The organism is Propionivibrio pelophilus DSM 12018, from assembly GCF_059569095.1.
Window position 1 is genome coordinate 1 of the sequence record NZ_JCANUT010000057.1, and the last position, 23,656, is coordinate 23,656.

At 61.2% G+C, this 23,656-nt stretch carries 28 protein-coding genes and 1 riboswitch; of the genes, 21 read left to right on the forward strand and 7 right to left on the reverse strand.

Translation table 11 applies throughout. The annotated features are described in order from the left end of the window. Positions 1-607 precede the first annotated feature (607 nt). Entirely contained in the window at positions 608-1,492 is an 885-nt protein-coding gene (locus tag BO74_RS17310) for an NAD(+)--dinitrogen-reductase ADP-D-ribosyltransferase (RefSeq protein ID WP_496444028.1), read from the reverse strand. Positions 1,493-1,616: 124 nt separating this feature from the next. Here BO74_RS17310 and nifH point away from each other — a divergent pair, with 124 nt between their 5' ends. The 8 genes from nifH to BO74_RS17350 all read left to right on the forward strand — a co-directional run bounded on the left by nifH (position 1,617) and on the right by BO74_RS17350 (position 8,420). Beyond that, on the forward strand, positions 1,617-2,507 hold the full coding sequence (gene nifH / locus BO74_RS17315) for a nitrogenase iron protein (RefSeq protein WP_496444030.1): 891 nt from the start codon (positions 1,617-1,619) through the stop codon (positions 2,505-2,507). A gap of 88 nt (positions 2,508-2,595) precedes the next feature. After that, entirely contained in the window at positions 2,596-4,068 is a 1,473-nt protein-coding gene (gene nifD, locus BO74_RS17320) for a nitrogenase molybdenum-iron protein alpha chain (protein WP_496444032.1), read from the forward strand. A 139-nt stretch (positions 4,069-4,207) separates the two neighbouring features. Then, positions 4,208-5,773 carry a nitrogenase molybdenum-iron protein subunit beta gene (gene nifK, locus BO74_RS17325; protein WP_496444034.1) on the forward strand — a complete coding sequence of 522 codons (1,566 nt, stop codon included), beginning with the start codon at positions 4,208-4,210 and terminating at the stop codon, positions 5,771-5,773. Between the two features lie 134 nt (positions 5,774-5,907). Further along, positions 5,908-6,129, forward strand: a complete 222-nt coding sequence (gene nifT / locus BO74_RS17330) for a putative nitrogen fixation protein NifT (RefSeq protein WP_496444036.1) — start codon at positions 5,908-5,910, stop codon at positions 6,127-6,129. 27 nt (positions 6,130-6,156) lie between these two features. Next, entirely contained in the window at positions 6,157-6,351 is a 195-nt protein-coding gene (locus tag BO74_RS17335; protein WP_496444038.1) for a 4Fe-4S binding protein, read from the forward strand. A gap of 106 nt (positions 6,352-6,457) precedes the next feature. Further along, positions 6,458-7,168, forward strand: coding sequence for a dinitrogenase iron-molybdenum cofactor biosynthesis protein (locus BO74_RS17340; protein ID WP_496444040.1), 711 nt, complete (start codon positions 6,458-6,460; stop codon positions 7,166-7,168). Further along, a complete protein-coding gene (locus BO74_RS17345) occupies positions 7,168-7,446 on the forward strand; it encodes a DUF6129 family protein (RefSeq protein WP_496444042.1) in 279 nt (92 codons plus the stop codon). The genes BO74_RS17340 and BO74_RS17345 overlap by 1 nt, the downstream gene beginning before the upstream one ends. Further along, positions 7,446-8,420 (forward strand): hypothetical protein, encoded by a 975-nt coding sequence (locus BO74_RS17350; RefSeq protein ID WP_496444044.1) that lies wholly within the window; start codon positions 7,446-7,448, stop codon positions 8,418-8,420. The genes BO74_RS17345 and BO74_RS17350 overlap by 1 nt, the downstream gene beginning before the upstream one ends. An 82-nt stretch (positions 8,421-8,502) precedes the next feature. Here the strand turns inward: BO74_RS17350 and BO74_RS17355 are convergent, their stop codons facing one another. Both BO74_RS17355 and BO74_RS17360 read right to left on the reverse strand, forming a co-directional pair. Next, positions 8,503-8,829, reverse strand: coding sequence for a DUF190 domain-containing protein (locus BO74_RS17355; RefSeq protein WP_496444046.1), 327 nt, complete (start codon positions 8,827-8,829; stop codon positions 8,503-8,505). After that, positions 8,826-10,160 carry a voltage-gated chloride channel family protein gene (locus tag BO74_RS17360; RefSeq protein WP_496444048.1) on the reverse strand — a complete coding sequence of 445 codons (1,335 nt, stop codon included), beginning with the start codon at positions 10,158-10,160 and terminating at the stop codon, positions 8,826-8,828. Before BO74_RS17360 ends, BO74_RS17355 begins: the two co-directional genes overlap by 4 nt. A gap of 83 nt (positions 10,161-10,243) precedes the next feature. Then, positions 10,244-10,307: riboswitch (Fluoride riboswitch) on the reverse strand. Positions 10,308-10,543: 236 nt separating this feature from the next. Between BO74_RS17360 and BO74_RS17365 the strand changes: the two genes are divergently transcribed. Further along, positions 10,544-11,191, forward strand: a complete 648-nt coding sequence (locus tag BO74_RS17365) for a hypothetical protein (RefSeq protein WP_496444050.1) — start codon at positions 10,544-10,546, stop codon at positions 11,189-11,191. 261 nt (positions 11,192-11,452) lie between these two features. On the opposite strand, the gene BO74_RS17370 is transcribed toward BO74_RS17365, so the two are convergent. Next, entirely contained in the window at positions 11,453-12,349 is an 897-nt protein-coding gene (locus BO74_RS17370) for a LysR family transcriptional regulator ArgP (RefSeq protein WP_496444052.1), read from the reverse strand. Between the two features lie 99 nt (positions 12,350-12,448). Here BO74_RS17370 and BO74_RS17375 point away from each other — a divergent pair, with 99 nt between their 5' ends. The 7 genes from BO74_RS17375 to draG all read left to right on the forward strand — a co-directional run bounded on the left by BO74_RS17375 (position 12,449) and on the right by draG (position 18,030). Then, complete coding sequence (locus BO74_RS17375) at positions 12,449-13,072, forward strand: LysE/ArgO family amino acid transporter (protein WP_496444054.1); 624 nt, start codon at positions 12,449-12,451, stop codon at positions 13,070-13,072. Positions 13,073-13,349: 277 nt separating this feature from the next. After that, positions 13,350-14,774, forward strand: coding sequence for a nitrogenase cofactor biosynthesis protein NifB (nifB, locus tag BO74_RS17380; RefSeq protein ID WP_496444056.1), 1,425 nt, complete (start codon positions 13,350-13,352; stop codon positions 14,772-14,774). 24 nt (positions 14,775-14,798) lie between these two features. Then, positions 14,799-15,077 carry a 4Fe-4S dicluster domain-containing protein gene (locus tag BO74_RS17385; protein ID WP_496444058.1) on the forward strand — a complete coding sequence of 93 codons (279 nt, stop codon included), beginning with the start codon at positions 14,799-14,801 and terminating at the stop codon, positions 15,075-15,077. An 11-nt stretch (positions 15,078-15,088) separates the two neighbouring features. Continuing rightward, positions 15,089-16,357: an FprA family A-type flavoprotein gene (locus BO74_RS17390; protein ID WP_496444060.1), complete on the forward strand. Its 1,269-nt coding sequence runs from the start codon at positions 15,089-15,091 to the stop codon at positions 16,355-16,357. Positions 16,358-16,367: 10 nt separating this feature from the next. After that, the gene (locus tag BO74_RS17395; RefSeq protein ID WP_496444062.1) at positions 16,368-16,655 is read left to right on the forward strand and encodes a 2Fe-2S iron-sulfur cluster-binding protein; all 288 of its coding nucleotides are present in this window, start codon (positions 16,368-16,370) and stop codon (positions 16,653-16,655) included. Positions 16,656-16,687: 32 nt separating this feature from the next. Continuing rightward, on the forward strand, positions 16,688-17,047 hold the full coding sequence (locus BO74_RS17400) for a 2Fe-2S iron-sulfur cluster-binding protein (protein WP_496444064.1): 360 nt from the start codon (positions 16,688-16,690) through the stop codon (positions 17,045-17,047). Positions 17,048-17,076: 29 nt separating this feature from the next. Further along, entirely contained in the window at positions 17,077-18,030 is a 954-nt protein-coding gene (draG, locus tag BO74_RS17405) for an ADP-ribosyl-[dinitrogen reductase] hydrolase (protein WP_496444066.1), read from the forward strand. On the opposite strand, the gene BO74_RS17410 is transcribed toward draG, so the two are convergent. Beyond that, a complete protein-coding gene (locus BO74_RS17410; RefSeq protein WP_496444068.1) occupies positions 18,001-18,921 on the reverse strand; it encodes a LysR family transcriptional regulator in 921 nt (306 codons plus the stop codon). The genes draG and BO74_RS17410 overlap by 30 nt on opposite strands. 104 nt (positions 18,922-19,025) lie before the next feature. On the opposite strand from BO74_RS17410, the gene BO74_RS17415 reads away from it, so the two are divergent. From BO74_RS17415 to BO74_RS17435, 5 genes are all read left to right on the forward strand, one after another. Then, positions 19,026-20,024 (forward strand): alpha/beta fold hydrolase, encoded by a 999-nt coding sequence (locus tag BO74_RS17415; protein WP_496444070.1) that lies wholly within the window; start codon positions 19,026-19,028, stop codon positions 20,022-20,024. 50 nt (positions 20,025-20,074) lie between these two features. Continuing rightward, positions 20,075-20,257 carry a tautomerase family protein gene (locus BO74_RS17420; protein WP_496444072.1) on the forward strand — a complete coding sequence of 61 codons (183 nt, stop codon included), beginning with the start codon at positions 20,075-20,077 and terminating at the stop codon, positions 20,255-20,257. A 51-nt stretch (positions 20,258-20,308) separates the two neighbouring features. Then, positions 20,309-20,785 (forward strand): YybH family protein, encoded by a 477-nt coding sequence (locus tag BO74_RS17425; protein WP_496444074.1) that lies wholly within the window; start codon positions 20,309-20,311, stop codon positions 20,783-20,785. Between the two features lie 77 nt (positions 20,786-20,862). Continuing rightward, on the forward strand, positions 20,863-21,246 hold the full coding sequence (locus BO74_RS17430; RefSeq protein WP_496444076.1) for a cupin domain-containing protein: 384 nt from the start codon (positions 20,863-20,865) through the stop codon (positions 21,244-21,246). Between the two features lie 157 nt (positions 21,247-21,403). Continuing rightward, positions 21,404-22,942: a diguanylate cyclase gene (locus BO74_RS17435; protein WP_496444078.1), complete on the forward strand. Its 1,539-nt coding sequence runs from the start codon at positions 21,404-21,406 to the stop codon at positions 22,940-22,942. Between the two features lie 218 nt (positions 22,943-23,160). Here the strand turns inward: BO74_RS17435 and BO74_RS17440 are convergent, their stop codons facing one another. Beyond that, positions 23,161-23,406: an EamA family transporter gene (locus BO74_RS17440; protein WP_496444082.1), complete on the reverse strand. Its 246-nt coding sequence runs from the start codon at positions 23,404-23,406 to the stop codon at positions 23,161-23,163. Between the two features lie 3 nt (positions 23,407-23,409). After that, a partial coding sequence (locus tag BO74_RS17445; protein ID WP_496444080.1) for a hypothetical protein occupies positions 23,410-23,656 on the reverse strand: 247 nt, incomplete at its 5' end.

Below are 23,656 nucleotides of genomic sequence, written 5' to 3' on the forward strand. Positions count from 1 at the left end.
ACGAAACCGCCGTCATGCCAGGGCCGACTTTCGTCTGCCGCTGCTGTGGCGCCACCCTGCGCGTCGTTGAGATCGTCAGGCGCCGGCAGCCGATCCGGGCCCCGCCATGACGTTCATCCCGATGTTCCTTCGTGATGTGTCAGCGTCGGCTTCCGGGTTTCCGGTGCAGAGAGCGGCCTGTTGTTGTTCGACGCCGTATCGCCAGAATTTCTTGCCTCTGGCACCTGTACGAGGCGCACTATTCCCCAACATCGACGTCAATCATCGCACCGTCGACGGTCTGACGGTCCAATCATCCGCCATTTCTGGAGCAGCGGCTGAGGTCAAATCCCCATAGGCCGCGCCCCACACGATCCGCCTTGCAGCACTCCGCGGTTTCCTCCCCCGAGGCTTGTACGACGCCTGCCCGCCGGCAATCGTTGCCACTCAACCTGCCTCGCGGTAGGGCAGGCATCGCACAACCCTTAACAGGTGCGGCCAGTCTGGTGGCCACGATTGACTGGTCAAATCCCATAAGAACCCGTGGCCAGCGCGGCGCGATTCCGCCGTGATGCCTTCCTCCCGGGGGAGTTATCGGGAGAACCACCTCGTTTCCGCGGCAACCCTCTCACAACGTGCTGAGCGTGACGTCGTACACGCCCCCGATCACCAGATACTCCTCTTCGCCCTTGAGCACGCCAGGAACCAGCGCGTGGTTGAAGAAGATCTTCTCCGAGGGCACGCGGGTGGAGAGGATGTAGTCGCCGAATTCGCCGGCGCGCTCGCGCGACGAGGTGAATGACACCAGGTTGTTGAACAGGACGATCTGCCGGTTGCGGCTTTTCGCCAGCGTTTCGTGTTCGTTGATGCGATTGATGCCGCGGTAGAGGGTGATGCGCGGGTCGGGTGGCGAGGCGAGGCTGAATTCGTACTGGCTGTAGGCATAGAGCAGATCGAGCTGGCTCTCCAGCGCGTTGGTGCCGTACAGCCCGGCGGAGCGCTGTTCCTGATAGGTGAGATAGGCGGGGCCGGAGAAGTCGCGCAGCGGCTCGCGGTGGAAACGAGCCAGCAGCCCGAAGCGCGATTCGACCCAGCCCTTGAGGACGGCGCCCTCGCGGCCGTCGGAATCGAAACTCCAGCCGCGCAGGACGCGCATCCAGTTGGCATTGGCGCGGCGCTGCGAACGCGGTGTCAGTCCCGCTTCGTCAAGGTGTTCGAGGCGGAAGCGCACGGTCAGGTAATCGCGGAAGGCCTCGGCACGGGCGTCCCGGCTGGCCAGCGCGTTGAGCCGGCGGAACAGGTCGGCGTGCAGTTCGGCGACGCTGTCGAGGCGCAGCGGCGTCGGGTGGTGCTGGAAGGTCAGGCTGCCGAGAATGACCGGCGGGACGTTGCAGCGGTTGATTGGCAGGCGGGCGTAGCGCGGCAGTGTCGTCGTGTCGTTGTCGGCTGTGCGACAAACGGCTACGTCATTGTCGGCTTCCGTCGCGTCCGGTGACTCCCCGAAATTTTTCATATTTTCTTGCATATCAACCACTTGGCTTGATTTTCCGGTTTTGGCACGGTCCTTGCGATACCCACATCGGGCACACGGGATTTTCCTACCCCCCGAGAGAATCACTGATAGAGGAGATTGCACCATGGCTAAACTTCGTCAAGCCGCTATTTATGGCAAAGGTGGTATCGGCAAGTCAACCACAACCCAGAACCTGGTCGCCGCGCTGGCCGAAGCCGGTCAGAAGGTCATGATCGTCGGCTGCGATCCGAAGGCCGATTCGACCCGCCTGATCCTGCATAGCAAAGCACAGAACACGGTCATGCACCTGGCGGCGGAAGCCGGCTCGGTCGAGGATCTTGAACTCGAGGACGTTTTGGCCGTGGGTTACGGCGGCATCAAGTGCGTCGAGTCCGGCGGTCCGGAGCCAGGCGTCGGCTGTGCCGGTCGCGGCGTCATCACCGCGATCAACTTCCTGGAGGAAGAAGGCGCCTACGACGAAGACCTCAACTTCGTTTTCTACGATGTTCTCGGTGACGTGGTGTGCGGTGGTTTCGCCATGCCGATCCGCGAAAACAAGGCGCAGGAAATCTACATCGTCTGTTCCGGCGAGATGATGGCCATGTACGCGGCCAACAACATCGCCAAAGGAATTGTGAAGTATGCCAATTCCGGCAGCGTGCGCCTCGCCGGGCTGATCTGCAACAGCCGCAAGACCGACCGCGAAGACGAACTGATCGAGGCCCTGGCGGCCAAGCTCGGCACCCAGATGATCCACTTCGTTCCGCGCGACAACGTCGTCCAGCACGCCGAGATCCGCCGCATGACAGTGATCGAATATGACCCGACGTGCCAGCAGGCTGACGAGTACCGTGCGCTGGCCCGGAAGATCGTCGAGAACAAGAAGTTCGTCATTCCGACCCCGCTGGAAATGGAAGAGCTGGAAGAGCTGTTGATGGAGTTCGGGATCATGGAAGTCGAGGACACCAGCATTATCGGCAAGACGGCGGCGGAACTGGCTGCCGAGGCGGCCTGAGCGGCGGAAGGCGTTCGAACAGACGTCTGATTTATCACCAGCGGCGCCGTGTCGGACTGAAGACCGTCGCCCGGACAGGAGAAGCAAAATGGGTTTGCTCAATCGTGAAGAAGCCGAAGCCCTCATCCAGGAGGTGCTTGAGGTTTATCCTGAGAAGGCCAAGAAGGACCGTGCCAAGCACTTGATGGTTAACGACAAGAAACTCGAGTCGGCCAAGAAGTGCATCACCTCCAACCGCAAGTCGGTGCCCGGTGTCATGACCCAGCGCGGCTGTGCCTACGCCGGCGCCAAGGGCGTGGTCTGGGGGCCGTTCAAGGACATCATCGACATCTCGCACGGCCCGATCGGCTGCGGCCAGTATTCGCGCGGCGGACGCCGCAACTACTACGCGGGCGTTGCCGGTGTCGATTCGTTCTGCGACATGATGATGTCCTCGGACTTCCAGGAGAAGGACGTGGTGTTCGGCGGCGACAAGAAGCTCGCCAAGCTGATCGACGAAGTCGAGTCCCTGTTCCCCCTGTCCAAGGCGATCTCGGTCCAGTCCGAGTGTCCGATCGGCCTGATTGGCGATGACATCGAAGCCGTCGCCAAGAAGAAGGCGGCGGAAATCGGCAAGACCATCGTGCCGGTGCGTTGCGAAGGTTTCCGTGGCGTGTCACAATCGCTCGGTCACCACATCTCCAACGACGCGATCCGCGACTGGGTCATCTCCGCCCGTGACGGCAAGCTCGATGAGGGAACGCCGTATGACGTAGCCATTCTCGGGGACTACAACATCGGTGGTGACGCCTGGGCCTCGCGCATCCTGCTCGAAGAGATGGGTCTGAACGTGATCGCGCAATGGTCCGGCGACGGTACCATCGCCGAGATCGAGAACACGCCGAAGGCCAAGCTCAACCTGCTGCACTGCTACCGCTCGATGAACTACATCGCCCGGCACATGGAAGAGAAGTACGGTATCCCCTGGCTGGAATACAACTTCTTCGGCCCGACCAAGATCGCCGAGAGCCTGCGCGAGATCGCCTCGCACTTCGACGACACGATCAAGGAAGGCGCCGAGCGCGTCATCGCCAAGTACAAGCCGGCCATGGACGCCATCATCGCCAAGTTCAAGCCGCGCCTGCAGGGCAAGAAGGTCATGCTCTACGTCGGCGGCCTGCGTCCGCGCCATACCGTCGGCGCCTATGAGGATCTGGGGATGGAAGTGGTCGGCGCCGGTTACGAGTTCGCGCACAACGACGACTATGACCGCACGATCAAGGATCTGAAGGACGCCACGCTGATCTACGACGATGCCACCGGCTACGAGTTGGAAGAGTTCGTGCGCCAGGTCAAGCCCGACCTCGTCGGTTCCGGGATCAAGGAGAAGTACGCCTTCCACAAGATGGGTGTGCCGTTCCGCCAGATGCACTCGTGGGACTACTCCGGTCCGTATCACGGCTACGACGGCTTCGCCGTGTTCGCCCGCGACATGGACATGACGGTCAACAACCCGTGCTGGTCGATGTTCAAGGCGCCGTGGGAAAAACCGGCAGTCGAAGAGGAGCAGCAAGCCGCCTGACCGCGGCAGGGGCAGCCCGGGGCTGCCCGCTAAAGGCCGGATTGACCGGGATTAACCCCGCCCGGAATCGTCTCGGCTTACCAGATTGGATAACTTTCGCCCGCGTCCACGGATGAGTGGCCGGGCAAAGGAGATGACGATGCAAACCGCTGAAAATATCAAGCCCTGCTTCCCGCTCTTCAACGAGGACGAGTACCAGGCCGTGTTCGAGAAGAAGCGCACCTACGAGGAACGCGTTTCGAAGGAGAAGGTTGCCGAAACCTTCGAGTGGACGACGACGCAGGAGTACCAGGACCTCAACTTCAAGCGTCAGGCGCTGACCATCAACGCGGCCAAGGCCTGCCAGCCTCTGGGCGGCGCGCTGTGCGGCCTCGGCTTCGAAAAGACGATGGTGTACATCCACGGCTCGCAAGGCTGCGTGGCGTACTTCCGCACCTACTTCAACCGGCACTTCAAGGAGCCGATCGCCTTCATCGCCGACTCGATGACCGAAGACGCGGCGGTGTTCGGCGGCCAGAAGAACGTGCATGAAGGCCTGCAGAACGCGACCAAGCTGTACGACGCGAAGATGATCGCCGTGTGCACCACCTGCATCGCGGAAGTCATCGGTGACGACCTCGGCGCCTTCATCGGCAACGCGCGCAAGGAAGGGTATGTCGACAAGGACTTCCCGATCCCCTACGCCAACACGCCTTCCTTCGTCGGTTCGCACATCACCGGCTGGGACAACATGTTCGAAGGGATCATGCGCTACTTCACCCTCAACGAGATGGAGGGCAAGGAACCGGGCAAGAACGGCAAGATCAACATCGTGCCGGGTTTCGAGACCTATCTTGGCAACTACCGCGTGATCAAGCGCTACATGAAGGAGATGGGCGTCGACTACACCTACCTCTGCGATCCGGACGAGGTGCTCGACACCCCGGCCACCGGCGAGTACGAGATGTATGCCGGCGGCACGACGATCGAGGAAGTGAAGGATGCGCCGAACGCCATCACCACCTTCATGCTGCAATCGACGACGCTGGAGAAGACCAAGAAGTACATCGAAGGCACCTGGAACCACGAGATTCCCAAGTTGAGCATCCCGATGGGCGTCGAGTGGACCGACGAGTTCCTGCTCAAGGTCTCCGAGGTCACCGGCAAGCCGGTTGCCGCCTCGATCACCAAGGAGCGCGGCCGCCTCATCGACATGATGACCGACTCGCACCAGTGGCTGCACGGCAAGAAGATGGCCGTCTTCGGCGATCCGGACTTCGTCATGGGCCTCGTCAAGTTCATGCTCGAACTGGGTATCGAACCGACCCACATCGTCGTCAATAACAGCAACAAGCGCTGGGAAAAGGCGATGAAGAAGGTGCTCGAGGAGTCGCCCTACGGCATCCACGCCAAGCTGTACCCGGGATGCGACCTCTGGCATCTGCGCAGCCTGTGTTTCACCGACAAGCCGGACTTCATCATCGGCAGCAGCTACGGCAAGTTCATCCAGCGCGACACGCTGTACAAGGGCCCGGAATTCGAGGTGCCGCTGATTCGCCTCGGCTTCCCGATCTTTGACCGGCATCACCTGCACCGGATGACGACGCTGGGCTACGAGGGCGGGATGTACATTCTGACCACGCTGACCAACGCCGTGCTGGAACGCCTTGACGATCAGACCAAGCTGCTCGGCAAGACGGACTACAACTTCGACCTGGTGCGGTAAGAGGTACGTGAAACTGCAAGCAAACGTTGATACGTCCGTCGCCCCGGCGAAAGCCGGGGCCCAGCACGGCGGCCGTTACTGGATTCCGGCCTGCGCCGGAATGACGGACTTTTTCAAACGGACAGGAACCTGACATGGCCAACATCATGATCCGCAAGGGAGACAAGGGCTACGTCTTCTACATGCCCAAGCGCGATATCGAGGATTCCATCGTCTCGATGGAGTTCGATACGCCGGAGAAGTGGGGCGGCGAGATCAAGCTCGGCAACGGCGGCATCTACTTCATCGAACCGCAGGTCGCACCGGCGCGGTTGCCGTATTCGGTCCGCGCCAAGCGTATCGACGGCGTTGAATGATTCGTTGATTACAAAAGGAGAAGCATCATGGCAATGAAAATCACCCAATCCGAATGTACCTCCTGCGGCGACTGCGTGCCGGTGTGTCCGACCAAATCGATCGTCGAGAAGGGCGGCATTTTCAAGATCAACAAGGACACCTGCACCGAGTGCGAGGAATTCGATTCGCCCAAGTGCGTGGATACCTGTCCGGGCGGGGATACCACCATCGTTTATTTGTAACCCCCAAGCTGTCATTCCGGCGAGGGCCGGAGTCCAGCGTTTCGGAGCACGGTACGGGATCCCGGCCTCCGCCGGGATGACGGCCTGATTACCACAGGAGACTGCAATGACCGCATCAATCACACGCGAAGCTGCATTGCGCCTCGGCATGGCGGCCAGGGAACTGGGCGGGCTGAGCGTCCCGGCGTTCGTCCACGCGGTCGGGGAAAAGATCGGTCTGCCGTTGACCGAAACGCGCCTGGCTGACATTACCGTGACCGACCTGCGCGAAATCCTCGCCGGCAACCATGCCGAGGAGGACTGCAAGGTCGGCGTTCCGCCGGACACCCTGAAGGACGTTGTGCGCATCCTGTGGGGCGAGGAGGGCAGCTTCAGCGAACTGCCGCCTGTCGACGCCTACGTCGACGGCAGCATGCCCGGGTCGATCCGCGTCGCCTGCGCCTCCAATACCGGCGAGGTGCTCGACGGCCACTACGGTTCCTGCGAGCGTTTCCTGATCTACCAGCTTTCCCCCGGCGAATCGCGCCTGATCGCGGTACGTCCCACGCTGGAATCGGATTACGCCGAAGACCGCAACGCCGCACGTGCGGCGCTGATTGCCGACTGCGACGTGGTGTTCGTCCAGTCGATCGGCGGGCCGGCCGCGGCCAAGGTTGTGCGCGCCGGCATCCACCCGGTCAAGATTCCCCGTTCCGAATCGGCGCGCGCCGTCGTCGCCCGCCTGCAGGAAACCTTGCACTCGCCGCCGCCGTGGCTGGCCAAGGTCATGGGCGTGCAGGCGAAGTCGCTGGAAAAATTCGCCGTCGAGGAGGAGTGATGGTTGCCGAATCGTTGCTTCCCGACGTGCTCGCACGTGTCGCCGAAAATAGTCGCCAGCCCGACGAGGAACTGGCCCGGCTTCTCCGCGGCAGTTTCGAGGGCGTGCATTTCTCGGTCTGCCGCGACGACGACATGCCACCGCGGGTGCCGTTTGTCGTCGAAAACGCCTTCTGCCGGCTCTATTACGTGAAATCCGGTGATCACTGCGTAAGCCTGACCACCGATTCTGCCGCTGCCACGGGACTGGTGGTGGCCCTCGTTGATCAGGACGAATGATGACTACTGTCTCCCCGGTGCAGAAATTCAAGCTTGACGGCCCCGTTGCCGAACTGTGCGTCAGGCTTCCCGTCTCTGTCGGCTCCTCGGGCCTCGCCCGCGAGTTGTCGGGCCTTACGCCTGATCTGGTGTTTCGTGACGTGCTGACACGGGGTGGCTGGTATCGCCTCGGTGGAGTGATCGGCAGCGATGGTCAGCACGTGGCGGACGATCTCGTCAAATGGGGGGAGGTCGAACTTGCCTCCTGCGGCGACGACATGCACGCATTCTTTGATGCCCGTGCCGAAAGCGGGCTACAGGCTACCCGCCTGATCGGCCGTACGCACTACCTCGTCGCGGCGACCGGAGTCGGTGCCGAGGATTTCGTACAGGTCGAAATCGAGGAACTGCAGGAAGTCGTTAGCCATCCGTTGTTTGCCGGGGACGAGCCGGGCAGCCTGGAAGAACTTTTCGAATCACCGTCGATTGCCGGAGAGGTATCCAGTGGGCAGCCGGTGGGTTTGCCTTTCTACTCGCTGCGCCGCGTTACCGATGTCGCCTCGTTCCTGCAGCGAATGATCGATCAGAAGCCGGAGAAGCAGCCGGTCCATCGTTTTTTCGAGGCCTGGCAGTCGAGCAGTGCGGGCAACACGACGCATCTGAGCAACCACTGGGTCGTCGCGGTGCGCGAATACCTCGATCGTTACCGGCAGGCGATCCTGCAGGCCACGCCGGTCGCCGCGCTCAACGGCATGCCGCCGAAATTCGTCAGCACCTACGGCGCCAAGGGGCTTGCGCTCAACGAGGCGCTGCAGCGCTTCGACCGCCAGGCCGGCTATCCGATGGCCTGGTTCTTCCACATGCTGACCACCAAGACCGTCCCGCACGCCGTTGCGCATGCCGTTGTCGACGACGTGCAGACCGGCTTCAGCTATTTGCCGGAGCGCGACGTAAAGGTGCTCAAGGACTGGATGCACCGGCCGTACGCGCTTTGAGTCCTGGAAAATCTTTCCGACAGGGCAATCCTCTTTCGTGCCCCTTCATAAAGGTTGGTGACGGGGTTTCTCAAAGAGCCAGTTAACAACGGAAGAAAACCGCGCGAACGTGATGCAATTCGTCGACATGCTGGCGGACGAACTCACGTAATCGCGTCTCGGAGTCAATGAGTTCGATGCTCAGCGGGTGGTGCGTCGGAGCGCTTTCAATGTGGTAACGGCTCATCTTGTGTCCGGGAAGGTAGCCGGCGTGGACGTTGTACAGGAGCGCCTGCTGGATGCCGGCTCGCTTGGCGGCGGAGAGCAGTCGTTGGCTCAAGGCGGGCGCAGTCAGATGGTGCCAGAATGCGGCAGGTTTCGCGCGCGCTCCTTGCTGAAAATAGAGACGCAGGGCGGTCAGTTCGCTCAAGATCGTTTCTCCTTGGTATTGTCCTTCAGAACCTCTTGGCTCGCTTTCTCCCGTTGTTGCCTGCGATAGGCAGGTAGCTCACCCAGTTTCATGCCCTCCGGCGCGTTTCGATGCTTGGCGTATCCGACCCTCTGTGACCGATAGATGCCCGTGTGGCCGGAAAACAGGTAACTGATGACGCAGGCGATGCCGGCATAGACACCGATTTCGCCGCCGAACAGTTCCATGGCCATCAGCGTCGAGGCAATCGGCGTATTGGCCGCGCCGGCAAATACCGCGACAAAACCGACCCCGGCCAGCAGGGGGAACGGCATGTTCAGCAGGGGTGCCAGGGCGTTGCCGAGGGTGGCGCCGATGTAGAACAACGGGGTGACCTCGCCCCCCTTGAAGCCTGCGCCCAAGGAAAACACCGTGAATGCCATCTTGCCGATGAAATCGTAGGCGGGCAGCGGTTTTTCGAAGGCCTCGACAATCACCGGAATGCCAAGGCCGATGTAGCGATCGGCGCTGAAGAGCATGACTACCACAGCCAGAATGGCTCCGCCCAGAAAGGGGCGAAGCGGACCGTACGCGATTGTCTTCTTCACCCACCCGCTCAGTGCATGCGTTGCGTCGGCGAATGCCTTGCCGGCCAGGCCAAAGGCGATGCCGGCGATGACTGTTGCGCAAAGTCCCCATGCCGTGATGTGAGGTATTTCCGGAATGAGGTAGTGCGTATGGTGCGCCCCCCAGAAACTGCATACCCGATCGGCTGCGATGGCTGCCATCGTGCAGGCAAGCAGTGCGTCGTAACGTAGTCGGCCGATCGCCAGAACCTCCAGCCCCCAGACAGCCCCGGCCAGCGGCGTCCCGAATACTGATGAGAAGCCCGCGCTGATGCCAGCCATCAAGATGATGCGACGGTCTTCGTGCTTCAATTTGAATAGACGGGTGAGTTGGTCGGCGAGTGCGCCGCCCATTTGCACGGCCGTCCCCTCACGCCCTACCGAGGCGCCGAACAGATGCGAAATGATCGTTCCGCCGAGCACCAGCGGGGCCATGCGTAGCGGTATCACCTTCTTGGGGTCGTGAATTTCATCGATGAGCAGATTGTTGCCGGCTTCGACGTGCTGCCCGAATTTCAGGTACAGCCAGCCGACGACAAAGCCGGCCAGGGGCAGGAGCCAGATGAGCCAGCGATGCGCGTTGCGGGTCTGGGTCGCCCATTCGAGCGAGATGAGGAAGAATGCAGATGCCGTGCCGGCCAGCGCGGCGACGGCAATCGACAGCAAAGTCCACTTGCCCAGGTAAGGCAGCAGATCGATTTGTTCGGGACACTTGGAGGGGGTCATGCCGGTCCAGTGAGTTTGTTGAGTGAATCTGGACACACAGCGAAGAAATGAACGAACGTCTACATTCCCCCGGCGGAACCAGGAACCATGTAGGCATCATCAGCCCCGGGGGCGGTTAAAAGGAGGAATGCCATCTCCGGTGGCGGATTTTACCGTAAAGCCGCACTGCGTTCCGCGTACGCCGTGAAATTGTCGGGATGGCAGGATCGTCATGTGCGCTTCGGTCCTGCACATTGCAACCCGGTCCGGACCAAGAGTCGGTCGGCTCTCACGGTGATGCAGCTGGATCTTCCCGCTTTTTTCACCCGCTTCATTCACCTTTTCTCTGCGAAAAGGGCGTCCTATCATGAATCTTCTGTCCGGTCATTTATCGGGAGGGCGTCATGAAAACCACAAACAGCCTCTTTGCTACCGTGCTGGTTTGCCTTGCGCTCGGAGGATGCGCCACCAGCCGTGCCGTGCTCGATGTTTCTGCACCCGCGTCTACCTCGGCGGCACAGCCGAACGGCAAGACGGTCCTGATCAATTCGCCGCGTGACATGCGTATCTTCCAGGTGTCGCCGCCGTCTCCCGACATTCCGTCTCTTGACCCGAGCGAGCAACAGAATGACGCGATCCGGCTACGGGCTGTCGGGAGAAAAAGGAATACCTTTGGCAAGGCTCTGGGCGACATCCTCCTGGCTGAGGGAAAAACCGTCGAAACACTGGTTTCGCGCTCCATCACCCAGGCCTTCGCCGATCTGGGGTACCAGGTCATTACCAATAAGGCGGAGGCGACCAACGAGACCTTCGTGGTCGACGCGACGATCAACAAGTTCTGGGCGTGGATGAATCCCGGCTTTTGGGCCATCACCTTGAGTGCCGAAATTTCCACGGACCTGGCGATCAAGTCGTTGGAAGGTCGCGAGATCAAGAAAGTGTCGGTGAAAGCGTCCGATCACTATCAGATCGCAACGGACGGCAACTGGATGGAAGTGATCGACAACGCGCTGCGTCTTTATGTCGATGATTTGAAATCGAAACTCAAGTAACTGGCGCGGAGGCGGGATAAATCAGGGCTGCCTCCCGTTCTGTGACCGCAACGTGGCGTGCAAGGGCGCCTTCCTTGAGTTGTCGCTGATCCTTCAATCTCGGTACGTTCCGGCAGCTATTTCACCAGCATGGCGAACAGCTTCGCGGGATCGGTCGGTTTGGCGATATGCCCGTTCATGCCGGCCGGTATGGGCGTGTGACGGTTTTCGTCAAAGGCTTTGAATGATAACGACAGAGCGATTGGTGCGCCGCCAGACGAGTCAAGGTTGACGCAGCATCGCGTGCGCGGCCGACACGATCCGGCGTGTCAATTCTTCGAGGAGCGGGGAGGCCGAGCGGGCATATTGCCAGTGCAAAGGTACATCCAGCCCCGTGTCCGCGACCAGTTCGACCAGACAGCCTTCCTTCAAGAGCGGTGCGACGAGCGTTTCGGGATGCAGGCCCCACCCCATGCCGGCCAGCGCGGCGGTCACGAATGCCTGTGGCGACGGCAGCGTATGGCGTGGCAGCTCGACATGGCGATGGCACTGGCGTTGCGTCCATCGCGCCTGCAACCCGTCCTTGTTGTTGAAGACCAGGCTGGGCGCCTTTGCCAGGCTGCCGGCGCCGACCCCGTCGGGGAAATGGCGTTGAACAAAGGCCGGGCTGGCGGCGGCGACATAACGCATCGCGCCGAGAGACAGACTGTTGCATCCCGCCGCCGGGCGGGCGGTTGCCGTCACGGCTCCGAGCACCTTGCCGCTGCGCAACCAGTCGGCGGTGTAGTCCTGATCGTCGACAGCCACATCCAGCAGAACCGGGGCGTCGGCGGCGAAGGTGGCGATCACCGGGGCGAACCAGGTGGCCAGGCTGTCGGCATTGACGGCAATCGGCAGCGACACCCGGAGCGCGCCCTCCGGGGCGAGTGCCGGCACGGCTTGCTGCAGTTCCTGCTCCAGCAGCATCACCCGGTCGACATGCTGGCAAAGCCGTCGCCCCATCACGGTCGCGGTACAGGGTTGCCCGCGTACCACCAATGCACAGCCAACGCGCTCTTCCAGCAGGCGAATGCGCTGGGAGATGGCCGACGGTGTGACGTTCAGTGCGCGCGACGCACGCTCGAAGCTTCCTTCGCGAACGACGGAAGTCAGGGCGAGCAAGGATTGATAGTCCAGCACGAGATTAGAGTTCCTTAATCAACTTTAGCATCGATAGTTTGTCTTAACACTGAAGGTTGGGCAATCTGGTGCTTCTTCGTTCCCCGTCGCGTATCTCCCATGTTCCTTCCGGTATTCCTCCAGGGGCTCTCGCTGGGCCTGGGTCTCATCGTGGCCATCGGTGCCCAGAACGCCTTCGTGCTGCGGCAGGGATTGCGCAACGAACACGTTGTCAGCGTCGTGGCGTTTTGCGCGCTGGCCGATGCGGTCCTGATCACCGCCGGCGTCATGGGCATGGCGCAGGCGCTCGGGCGGAGTCCTGGTCTGGCGCGCGCCCTGGCTCTGGGCGGCGCAGCCTTCCTGGCCGTTTATGGCTGGCGCGCTTTCCGGCGCGTCGGGCAGGGACAGCGCCTCGAAGCTGACGTTGGCGCAACAGGCATCAGCCGCAGATCAGCCATGCTCCAGGCCGCGGCTTTCACCTTGCTGAACCCGCATGTGTACCTCGATACGGTGTTGCTGATGGGCAGCATCGGTGCTCAGCACGCATCGCCTTTGCGTGCGTGGTTCATTCTCGGGGCGAGTACCGCCAGCCTGTGCTGGTTCCTGTTGCTCGGGTTTGGCTCTCGCGGGCTGGCGCCGGTGTTTGCCCGTCCGCGTGCCTGGCAGGTGCTGGATGGAGTGATCGGTGCAACCATGTGGGTTTTGTCCGCCTTGCTGCTGCGCCATGTCATGGCAAATGGTTGAAACGTGATCGGCCATCGTTTTTGTCATGGCTCGTCGGATTGTCTTCCTCTTGTATGTAATGCGACAAACAGCCGTGGAATATAAGGTTATATAAAACAGCGTGTTGTGAACGCTTTTTGTGTTGGCACAACCATTGCTCAATGAGTCTCGGACAGACTCCGTGGAGAACAATGTGAGCGATGTGAGCCTTCAGACAACGGAAAAACCGGTTTCCCCGGCGTTCCCCGCAATGGGGGGCGGTTGCAGCACCGGCAGTTGCGGATCGACCGCTACGCAAATGAATGGCCTGTCGGAGGATGTGCGCGCCAGGGTGCAGGACCACCCGTGCTATTCGGAAGACGCCCATCATTATTTCGCCCGCATGCACGCGGCAGTGGCGCCGGCGTGCAATATCCAGTGCAACTACTGCAACCGCAAGTACGACTGTGCCAACGAGTCGCGCCCCGGCGTCGTCTCCGAAGTATTGACGCCCGAGCAGGCGGTGAAAAAGACGCTGGCCGTCGCGGCGCACATTCAGCAACTGTCGGTGCTCGGCATTGCCGGTCCCGGCGACCCTCTGGCCAACCCGCAGCGCACCTTTGCCACCTTTCGCCAACTGGCCGAGAAGGCGCCGGACATCAAGCTCTGCGTATCGACCAACGGCCTGGCGCTGCCGGAATGCGTCGAGGAACTGGCGAAGCACAACATCGAGCACGTGACGATCACCATCAACTGCGTCGATCCCGATATTGGCGCGAAGATCTATCCGTGGATCTTCTGGAGGAACAAGCGCGTGCGCGGGCGTGCCGCCGCGGAAATCCTCATCGCCCAGCAGCAGAAGGGGCTGGAGATGCTGGTGGCGCGCGGGATTCTGGTCAAAGTCAACTCGGTGATGATTCCCGGTGTCAACGATACGCATCTCAAGGAGGTCTCGCGCATCGTCAAGGCCAAGGGCGCCTTCCTGCACAACGTGATGCCGTTGATTGCCGAACCGGAACACGGGACCTTCTTCGGAATCATGGGGCAGCGCAGCCCGACGTCGGCGGAGCTTAAGAAGCTGCAGGACGCCTGTGAAGGCGACATGAACATGATGCGCCATTGCCGTCAGTGTCGTGCCGACGCGGTCGGCCTGCTTGGCGAGGATCGCGGGTCGGAATTCACCCTGGAGAAGGTCGAGGCCATGGAGATCGACCATGCGGCGGCGCTGGCCCGGCGTGTGGAGTTTCGCGCGAAGGCCAATGCTGAACTGGAGGCGAAGCGGGCTCGAGCCCACGCCACGCCGCCGGGTGCCCATGTCATCACCTTGCATCGCCCGGCGCGCAAGCCGCAGGGGCGTCCCGTGCTGATGGCCGTCGCGACCAAGGGTTCGGGCGTAATTAACGAGCATTTCGGCTATGCGCGCGAGTTTCTGGTCTACGAAGCCACTGAGTTCGGCGTCCAACTGGTGGGGCATCGGCGGACCGACAAGTATTGCGGCGGTGGCGAAACCTGCGGCGACGGCGAGTCGCGCATCGAGCGCATCGTCCGGGCACTGGAAGGTTGCGAGGCGGTGCTCTGCGCGCGCATCGGTTACGAGCCGTGGAGCCGGCTGGAGGCCGCTGGTATCCGTCCGGACGCCGAGCACGCCATGGAGCCGATCGAGGAGGCGGTCATGGCCGTCTGGCGCGGCATGCTGGACTCCGGGAAGCTGGCGACCCCGGATGCGTCCGACCGCTGCGCCTGAGCACACCAGAAGGAGAGGAAAGACATGGCGTTTCGAATCGTTGCCTGTTGCGTGAATTGCTTTGCGTGCGAGCCGGTCTGTCCGAACAGCGCCGTCCGGGCGGCCGGGCCACATTTCGTGATCGATGCCGGCAAATGCACCGAGTGTCTGGGCGACTTCGACGAGGCGCAGTGCGCGGCGATCTGCCCGATCGAAGGGGCCATCGTTGATGCGCAAGGGCTTCCGCTCAATCCGCCGGGGTCGCTCACCGGTATTCCGCCCGAACGCTGGGCAGCGGCTCAGGCCGAGATCGCGGCGCGTTGAGGAAGGTGATGATGCCGGATGTCGAGACCGTGCGTCGCGATGACGCGGTGGAAATCGCCTCCGGGGTGCACTGGATCGGCGCGCTCGATTCCGGCTTGCGTACCTTCGACATCATCCTCAAGACCGCCAACGGCACCACCTACAATGCTTACGCCGTGCGCGGAAACGACGGCGTGGCGATCATCGATACGGTGAAGGCGTGCTTTGCCGACGAGTTTTTCCGCCGGATCGAGTCGATCGCCCGCTACGACGAGATTCGCGCCATCGTCCTCAATCACATGGAGCCGGACCACTCGGGCGCGCTCCCGGAACTGCTGCGCCGTGCGCCGCAGGCCCGGCTGTACATTTCCAGCCGTGGCCGACCGATGCTGAAGGGGCTGCTCCGCGGCGAGCAGCTCGATTTCACGCCGGTGACCACCGGCGATTCCATCGATCTTGGCGGGCGCTCGCTATCGTTCGTGCAGACGCCGTATCTGCACTGGCCGGATACGCAATGCACCTGGCTCGACGACGCCGGCGTGCTGTTTTCGGGCGACATCTTCGGTTGCCACTACTGCGACGCACGGCTGTTCAACGATGCCGTCGGCGATTTCCGTTTTTCGTTCGACTATTACTACGCGCACATCATGCGGCCGTTCCGCAGCTATGTGCAGGAGGCGCTTGAACTTCTCGAACCTTTGCCGATCCGCATGCTCGCGCCGTCGCACGGGCCGGTGTTGCGCGACAACCCGCGGCATTACCTGCGGCGCTACCGCGATCTTTCGGTGCCTGCGCTGCAGAACGAGGCGGGCGACGTCAAGACGCTGCTGATCTTCTATCTCTCCGCGTACGGCAGCACCCGCGGGATGGCCGAGGCCATCGCCGCCGGGGCCGAGGAGGCGGGGGGCGTGCGTGTCTCGCTGCTCGATATCGAAGGCGGGGAAGTTTCTCCGTTCGTCGATCTCATCGAGGAGGCCGACGGTCTGCTGTTCGGCAGCCCGACGATCAACGGCGACGCCGTCAAACCCGTCTGGGATCTCCTTTCGTCGCTGACCACCGTCAGTGTGCGCGGGAAGATTGGCGGGGCTTTCGGCTCCTACGGCTGGACGGGCGAGGCGGTCGGGATGATCGAGGACCGTCTGCGCGGGCTCAAGCTGCGCGTTCCGGTGAAAGGCGAACGTGCGCGGCTGATTCCTGCCGCCGCGGAAATCGACGCCTGCCGCACCTTTGGCCACACCCTCGCCGGATACCTGACTGGCGCCGTACAGAACCAGATCATCGACATGGCCGCGCTGGCCTGAAAGGAAAACCATGCCCAAGGCAAACGTAACTTTCGAGGACGTCAATGTCACCGTTGCCGTTCCCGCCGGAACACGGCTGATCGAGGTGTCCGAAAAGGTCGGCGCCGGCATCACCTACGGTTGCCGCGAGGGTGAGTGCTGCACCTGCCTGACCAAGGTGGTTTCCGGCTATGAGAACCTGGCGGCCCCCTCGTCGCTGGAGGATCAGGTGCTCAAGGATAACCTGGTGCCCCGCCATCACCGGTTGGCGTGCCAGGCGCAGGTGCTCAAAGGAGACGTTGTCGTTCGCCCCGCTTGATTTTTTAACGCCACACCCAACAGGAGTCGCCCTTGCCTACCATCACTTTCAGCAGCAAGTTGCACAAGGACAAAACCGTCTATGCCGTCGCCGGCAGTCACCGCAAGACCATTCTCGAACTCGCCAAGGAAAATCACGTGCCGATTGATTTCAGCTGCGGTGATGGTGAATGCGGAACCTGTCTCGTCAAAGTGTTTCCGCTTGACCGGAAGAAGCGCATGGCGCATCCATTGACCGATCACGAGATCGAGGTGCTCAAGGACATGGGCAAGATTTCCAAAGAGGAAATCGATCAAATGCTGGTCGACGATCTGATGCCCAACGAGTGGCGCCTCGCTTGCCAGATGGTCCTGCGGGACGAGGATCTGCTTGTTGAGTACCCGAGCCGGTAGGTCGGCAGGAGGCTAGCCCCATTCTGCATTTGGAAGCCGGTAGCACACTGATCGCCCGCGCCGAAGCCGCGTACCTTGGCCTGGCCATCGGCGACGCGCTCGGGGCGACGGTCGAATTCATGACGCCGCGCGAGATCGGCCGCCAGTACGGGGTGCATCGCGAGATTCGCGGCGGGGGCTGGCTCAACCTCAAACCGGGGCATGTGACCGATGACACGACGATGGCGCTGGCCCTCGGTGCGGCGATCATCGCCGATCGCGGCGAGGTGAAGGCGCTTTCGTGCGCCCATGCATTCGACGGCTGGATGCGTAGTAAACCAGTTGATATCGGCAATACCGTGCGGCGCAACCTGATTTCCTTCCGTCGTACGGGCAACCCGGAGGCGCCGTTGTCGGAATTCGATGCGGGGAACGGCGCCGCGATGCGCATCCTGCCGGTGGCGCTGGCCGGGGTGGGGCTTGGCGAGGAGGGCGTGCGTGCTGCGGTGCGTGCCCAATCGCACGTCACCCACAACAACCCGGTGTCGGATGCGGCGTGCGACATGATCGTCCTTTCGGTGATCGAGTTCCTGCATGGCGAACCGCTGCGGCAGGTCTATCGCCGGCGGATTGCGCCAATGATCGAGGCATGCCCGGTCTTCGCCTACCGCAACCACCGCCGCCGCGAGAACCCGAGTGGCTGGATCGTCGAAACCATGCAGGCCGTGCTGCAGGCGCTGCTGGATACGAGCAGTTTCGAGGAGTGCCTGGTCGACGTGGTCAACCGCGGCGGCGATGCCGATACTACCGGCGCCATCGCTGGCATGCTCGCCGGGGCGATGTACGGAATCGAGGCGATTCCCCCGCGCTGGCTGCGGGCGCTCGACCCGGCGGTGTATCGGGCGTGCCGTGAACAGGCGAGGGCGCTGGTTGCGGGTGTCTCCCGGGAAGACTCAGGGGCGACAAGTGCAACTCTATGCGAAGGCACTTGGCGATACGCTTGATTGCCCCGCCACGCCGAACGCAGCAACCGCGAAATCGATGAAGCTGCGCAGCTTGGGCGTCATGCGGCGGTCAGGCGCGTGGAGCAGGTGGAACGGGCGGGTTGGAACCGGGTAGTCGGGGAGTACTTCCACGAGTCTGCCCGCCGCCAAATCCTCGCGCACCAGTTCGTGGGGCTGAATGAACAGTCCCATGCCGGCACGGGCAGCCATCAGCAACGCTTCGCCGCTATCGACCATCAGCTTGCCGGATACCGGTACAGAGATTTCGCCGTCCGGCCCTTCGAAAGTCCAGCGTGTGCGCAGTTCGGTGTACGAAAAGCCGAGGCATTCGTGCTGCGTCAGATCGCTTGGCTGACTGATTGGTGGGCGGCTCGCAAGATAGGCGGGGGCGGCACACAGCTGCAAACGGTAAGGCGCCAGTGCCCGGGCAATGAGCCCGCTGTCCGGCAACTCGCCGACCCGGAATGCCACATCGAAGCCCTCGTCGATCAGGTCGACGTAACGATTGGACAGCGATAGATCGACCGAGACTTCGGGGTAGGCGGCCATGTAGTCGGGCAGGCGCCAGGACAAGGCGTGAATGCCGAACGACACCGGCGCGTTGATCCGCAGCCGCCCCCGAGGCGTGCCGCCGCTGATGGCCGCCATGCCTTCGGCGGCCTCGACTTCGGCGAGGATGATCTTCACCCGCTCGTAGAAGGCAAACCCCGCCTCGGTCAGGTGGTGCCGCCGCGTGGTGCGGTTGATAAGGCGCACGCCCAAGTGCTGCTCCAGCGTCTGGACATGCTTGCCGACCAGTTGGGACGACATCCGCAATGCGTCGCCGGCCGCCGAGAAGGAGCCCAATTCCACGGCCTTGGCGAATACGCTCATGCTCTGCAATCGGTCCATTCAAAACTATCCGTTTCAAGTAATGGTCTATTTTCGCTATTTATCCCGATAGGTTTCAAGTTTTAAAGTGAGCGCACCTACTTTTTTCCCCCTCAATGCTCACCATGAAAACCGGCTATTCCTCTGTTTTGTGGGCGTTGTCCCTGCTTGCATCCGCTGGCGCTGCCGTTGCCTCGCCGGCACTGGACGTGCTGGGCTCGGACTACGTTTTTCCCCACAAACTTCAGGGCTTGCCAGCCCGGCTGTCGGATTTCCCGGCGTTACAGATCAACAGTTTCAAAACCCGCGATGGTGCGAACCTCCGTTACTGGGAAGCCGGGAAAGGCACGCCGCTGGTGTTCCTTCCCGGCTGGTCCGCCAATGGCGCCGAGTACATCAACGTCATGTACCTGCTGGCCCGGCATTACCGGGTCATCGTTCTCGACCCGCGCAATCAGGGCCTTTCGGACAAGGTCGAATACGGCAACCGTATTGCCCGGTACGCGATGGATCTCAGGGAGCTGAACGAACACCTGAATCTCGAATCGGCCGACTATTGTGGCTGGTCCATGGGTGCCGCCGTGCTGTGGAGCTACATCGACCTGTTCGGCAGCGATGGAATACGCAAGGCGGTTTTTGTCGATGAACCCATTTCCATCGTTGCGCACGCTGACTGGTCAGAGCCGGAGCGGCGCGATGCCGGGGCGTTAATGCCGTCCCCCGACGCGCTGATCGAAGCGCTTCAGGCGCCGGTGCCAGCAAATCCCGATCCGGAAACGACGAATTTCGCCGCCCGATTCAGATTGCGTGACTCGCCGTACTTCGCCAATTCGGAAGGATTTGCGGAGTCGGTGATCCGGAACGATCCGGCGGCAATGATGCGGGTGATGTATGACCACGGTTCCAACGACTGGCGCGATGTGCTGCGCCACAAGATCAGGATGCCGGTGGCCATCTTCACCGGTGAATACAGCGCCAACGTGCCGAGCCAGCGCTGGGCGCACGCCGTCATTCCCGGTTCGAAGCTCTACGTCTATACCAAGGCAGAGCAAGGGGATTATTTCCTCATGTTCAAGAACCCCTTCAAGTTCACGCAAGACCTGCGCGAATTTCTCGAACAGTGATTTTTGGGCAGGTCAGCCCACCCCGTTTTTTTCAATGAAAGGAGATAGCCATGCCCGTCGTACGCGTTACCTGGTTTGAAGGCAAAGATTCCCCCACGAAGCAAACCGTCGCGAGGGAAATCACGGAAAGCATCGTTCGCCATACCGGCACGGATCCGAAGTACATCTACGTCATTTTCGAGGATGTCGCTCCCTCGAATTGGGCCGGCGAGGGCAAGTTATTCGGCGGGTGATCGCCCGTCCGGCAGTTTTTTCACAACCTCACGTGTTTCAAAGGAATAAACATGCAACCGATTCGAACCGCAGCAGCTTCTTTTCTTCTCGCCGCAGTCCTGACGCCTCCGTTTGCCAATGCGACAGACCACGCCGATGAACAGGCGATCCGCCAGACGCTTGCCCGCTATGAATTTGCGCTGAATGCCGCGGATACGGCGTCGATCGTCGATCTGTACACCAAAGACGGCGTCCAGATGGCGCCGGACGCGCCGGCTGCCGTCGGACACGAGGCCGTCAGGGCGACCTACGATGGCACGTTCAAGGCGATTTCACTCAAGCTGAAATTCAACGTGGATGAAATAAAGGTCCTGGGAAAAACATCGGCGCTGCTGCGCAGCCATTCCGCCGGCACGCTCAAGGTCAATGGTGCCGATCAACCGGCCGGCCCGGCGGCATTCAAGGAACTGTTCCTCCTCAACAAGCAGGCCGACGGGCAGTGGAAGTTCTCGCATCACAGCTTCTCGACTGCGCCGGTGGCGCAATAGTCGGGCCGAACCGGCAACCGTCAACAACCCGCAGCATCAATTCATTTTCACTACAGAAAGCACAGAAAGGAATGAAAGTGTCCAACTACAAACGCATCTCGCTCGGCGATATCAAAACGCAGGGGCGCGTCACCCTGCATGACGATCTGGCACTGACCGGGTCGGAAGTTTCCATCAACGAATTGCCGGCGGGCGTGGCCGTTCCGTTTGTGCATGCCCACAAGCAAAACGAAGAGGTGTATCTGATCCTCTCCGGACAAGGCTTGTTCTATCTCGATGGCGAGGAGCTCGCCCTGCGTGAAGGCGATGTCTTGCGTGTCGATCCGGCAGCCAGACGTTGTATCAAGGCCGATGCCAACAGTTCGTTGCGCTATGCCTGTATCCAGGCCAAGGCCAACAGTCTGACCCAATTCACTGAAACGGACGGCGTGCCGGCAGAAGGCAAGCCCAGCTGGATGTAGCCGCTGTCAGTCGCGCCACCGGCAGGCGCGACGGTGGGTAGGTGGTGGGCAAGGGCGGCGAGCGCTCGATAGAGGCCAGGTTCTCTATCGGCTTGCCAAGCGAGCGGCTCACACCCACAATGACCGCATGATTGCCCATATCCCCACGATGTTTCTGATGATCATCGCCACCAGCGGAACCTTGGCGTTATCCGTCGGCTGGGTAACGCGTGCCGAGGACAAGGACGGACTGCGGTTATGGACGGCAGCGCTGGCCCTGCAAACACTGGTTTTCGGACTGTTTTTCCTGCGCAATCAGATTCCCGACTTTTTCTCCATCCTGCTCGCCAATACGGGACTTTCCGTCAGCTATTCCCTTTTTCTGGCGGCAATTTGCCAGTTTCAGCAGCGCCGTCTGTCCCGGTTGCTGTTCTGGTGCCCGCCCTTGGTGGTGGCTGTGGCTTTCAGTTTCCTCATGGCCAACATCGGCGCGCGGATCATTGTCGGTGGATTGGTGTTCATCACGCAGATACTCCTCGTTTTCTGCTCTCTCCTGAGTCGCCGATACCGGGTAAATGGTCGCGGCAAATATCTGCTGGCCAGTGGCCTCGGCATCATGATCAGCGTGCTGGCGATGCGCATTTTGAGCGCTATCTTTGTGCCGGAACAGCTTACCAGCATCTTGCGCGAGACACCGATTCAGGTCCTGACGTTTCTGGCGGCTTTCATCACGCTGATTCTGACGTCGAATGGTTTCGTCCTGATGATCAAGGAGCGCGCGGACGAGCGCATCCGGCTAGTGGCCATGAAGGACCGGCTGACGGGTATCTGGAACCGTATTCGGCTGGAAGAGGCGGCACAGGTGGAAATTGCCCGGCTTGACCGCTATGGACATCCCGTCTCGCTGATCATGGTGGATCTGGATCATTTCAAAGAGATCAACGACCAGTTTGGCCATACGACGGGCGATGTGGTTCTGAAGGAATTCTGTGCGGTGGTGCAGGGGTGTATCCGCACGACCGATCTGCTGGGGCGCTGGGGCGGCGAGGAGTTCCTGATTCTGCTGCCCAATAGCGGTTTTGCCAGCGCCGCTCCGTTGGCCGAGCGGATTCGTGCTGCCGTCGAACAACATGAGTTTGCCGGTAGGCACCGGGTGACCGCGAGTCTGGGCTTTGCCGTCTGCCAATCAACCGACACCTGGGATTCGTGGCTGGATCGCGCCGACAAGTCGCTGTATCGGGCCAAGAACGCGGGGCGCAACCGCGTTGAAAACGAATGCCTGCAACAAGAATCCGGCCTGTCCGCCGAATCCGACAAGCACCTGTTGCAGCTGATGTGGCGCAAAGCTTATGAATCGGGCAATGCGCAGATCGATACCCAGCACCGCGCCTTGTTCGAGCACGCCAACACCCTGTTGAACGTGATTATGGAGAACCGGCCCAAGACCGAAATCACCTGCTTGATTGCCGCATTGATGGCAGAAATTGACCAGCATTTCCGTGATGAGGAAGCCATTTTTCAGCACGCTGCGTATCCGGATGGCGAATACCACCGCGGGCTTCACGCTCACCTGCTACTGCGCGCCAGCCAGTTGGCCCGCCGTTTCGAGAAAGACCAGGTAGGTACTGGCGAACTGTTCCAGTTTCTCGCGTATGAAGTGGTCGCGCAGCACATGTTGATCGAGGATCGCAAGTTCTTTTCCTCGCTTGCCGATTGACCTTGCAAAGCCGAACTACTTCGCCCCCGACAGCCGCTTCATCCTCGCTGCAGAAGTGCAAAAAACGTGGACCTGATGCTGACGGCGAGTGGTCGATAAAGTTTGGACGCGATGCGGCCTCGATAATCGGATTGCTGTCCTCCGGAAGCGAACTTGCGACCCACTACGGTCTGTCGCGCCGCCGTCGACTTAGCGACCGGTATTCACCACAAAGGCGACTAAATCTCTCTTGGGCCGTGTTCGGCAAACCAGATCGCGGCCGACATCAAAAGAATTCCGACCAACTGCATGGAACTCAGGCGCTGGTTGAAATACAGCCAGTCGATGAGGATGGCAACAGCAGGGTAGATGAATTGCAAGACGGCAATCCGGCCGGTTGCCAGGCGAGCCATACCGGCGTACATCAAGGTGTAGGCCAGTCCAGTATGAATCAGGCCGAGACCAGCCAGCCACCCCCATGAGATTCCTCATTCCGGCCAACCATGATGCATCGGCCAGGCGCATAGCACCAATGTACCTATGGCACATTGCCACCACGCGAGAATCCCACCTGAGATGTTACGCAAGCGCCGGGTGATGATCGTGACGCTCGCGGTGCAGAAAGCACCGATCAAACACGCCACGACTCCCAGCCAGTAACCAGACCGAAGCGTTTCGCTGGTCCCGAACAAGGATGAGTGTTCGAGGATGCCCGTCGCCAGCACGAGTCCCAAC

What these genes read in the sequence shown, in the direction of transcription:
- BO74_RS17310 (WP_496444028.1), bottom strand. Translation starts at nt 1,492, where the DNA reads ATGAAAAATTTCGGGGAGTCACCGGACGCGACGGAAGCCGACAATGAC.
- nifH (WP_496444030.1), top strand. Translation starts at nt 1,617, where the DNA reads ATGGCTAAACTTCGTCAAGCCGCTATTTATGGCAAAGGTGGTATCGGC.
- nifD (WP_496444032.1), top strand. Translation starts at nt 2,596, where the DNA reads ATGGGTTTGCTCAATCGTGAAGAAGCCGAAGCCCTCATCCAGGAGGTG.
- nifK (WP_496444034.1), top strand. Translation starts at nt 4,208, where the DNA reads ATGCAAACCGCTGAAAATATCAAGCCCTGCTTCCCGCTCTTCAACGAG.
- nifT (WP_496444036.1), top strand. Translation starts at nt 5,908, where the DNA reads ATGGCCAACATCATGATCCGCAAGGGAGACAAGGGCTACGTCTTCTAC.
- BO74_RS17335 (WP_496444038.1), top strand. Translation starts at nt 6,157, where the DNA reads ATGGCAATGAAAATCACCCAATCCGAATGTACCTCCTGCGGCGACTGC.
- BO74_RS17340 (WP_496444040.1), top strand. Translation starts at nt 6,458, where the DNA reads ATGACCGCATCAATCACACGCGAAGCTGCATTGCGCCTCGGCATGGCG.
- BO74_RS17345 (WP_496444042.1), top strand. Translation starts at nt 7,168, where the DNA reads ATGGTTGCCGAATCGTTGCTTCCCGACGTGCTCGCACGTGTCGCCGAA.
- BO74_RS17350 (WP_496444044.1), top strand. Translation starts at nt 7,446, where the DNA reads ATGACTACTGTCTCCCCGGTGCAGAAATTCAAGCTTGACGGCCCCGTT.
- BO74_RS17360 (WP_496444048.1), bottom strand. Translation starts at nt 10,160, where the DNA reads ATGACCCCCTCCAAGTGTCCCGAACAAATCGATCTGCTGCCTTACCTG.
- BO74_RS17365 (WP_496444050.1), top strand. Translation starts at nt 10,544, where the DNA reads ATGAAAACCACAAACAGCCTCTTTGCTACCGTGCTGGTTTGCCTTGCG.
- BO74_RS17375 (WP_496444054.1), top strand. Translation starts at nt 12,449, where the DNA reads ATGTTCCTTCCGGTATTCCTCCAGGGGCTCTCGCTGGGCCTGGGTCTC.
- nifB (WP_496444056.1), top strand. Translation starts at nt 13,350, where the DNA reads ATGAATGGCCTGTCGGAGGATGTGCGCGCCAGGGTGCAGGACCACCCG.
- BO74_RS17385 (WP_496444058.1), top strand. Translation starts at nt 14,799, where the DNA reads ATGGCGTTTCGAATCGTTGCCTGTTGCGTGAATTGCTTTGCGTGCGAG.
- BO74_RS17390 (WP_496444060.1), top strand. Translation starts at nt 15,089, where the DNA reads ATGCCGGATGTCGAGACCGTGCGTCGCGATGACGCGGTGGAAATCGCC.
- BO74_RS17395 (WP_496444062.1), top strand. Translation starts at nt 16,368, where the DNA reads ATGCCCAAGGCAAACGTAACTTTCGAGGACGTCAATGTCACCGTTGCC.
- BO74_RS17410 (WP_496444068.1), bottom strand. Translation starts at nt 18,921, where the DNA reads ATGGACCGATTGCAGAGCATGAGCGTATTCGCCAAGGCCGTGGAATTG.
- BO74_RS17415 (WP_496444070.1), top strand. Translation starts at nt 19,026, where the DNA reads ATGAAAACCGGCTATTCCTCTGTTTTGTGGGCGTTGTCCCTGCTTGCA.
- BO74_RS17420 (WP_496444072.1), top strand. Translation starts at nt 20,075, where the DNA reads ATGCCCGTCGTACGCGTTACCTGGTTTGAAGGCAAAGATTCCCCCACG.
- BO74_RS17425 (WP_496444074.1), top strand. Translation starts at nt 20,309, where the DNA reads ATGCAACCGATTCGAACCGCAGCAGCTTCTTTTCTTCTCGCCGCAGTC.
- BO74_RS17435 (WP_496444078.1), top strand. Translation starts at nt 21,404, where the DNA reads ATGATCATCGCCACCAGCGGAACCTTGGCGTTATCCGTCGGCTGGGTA.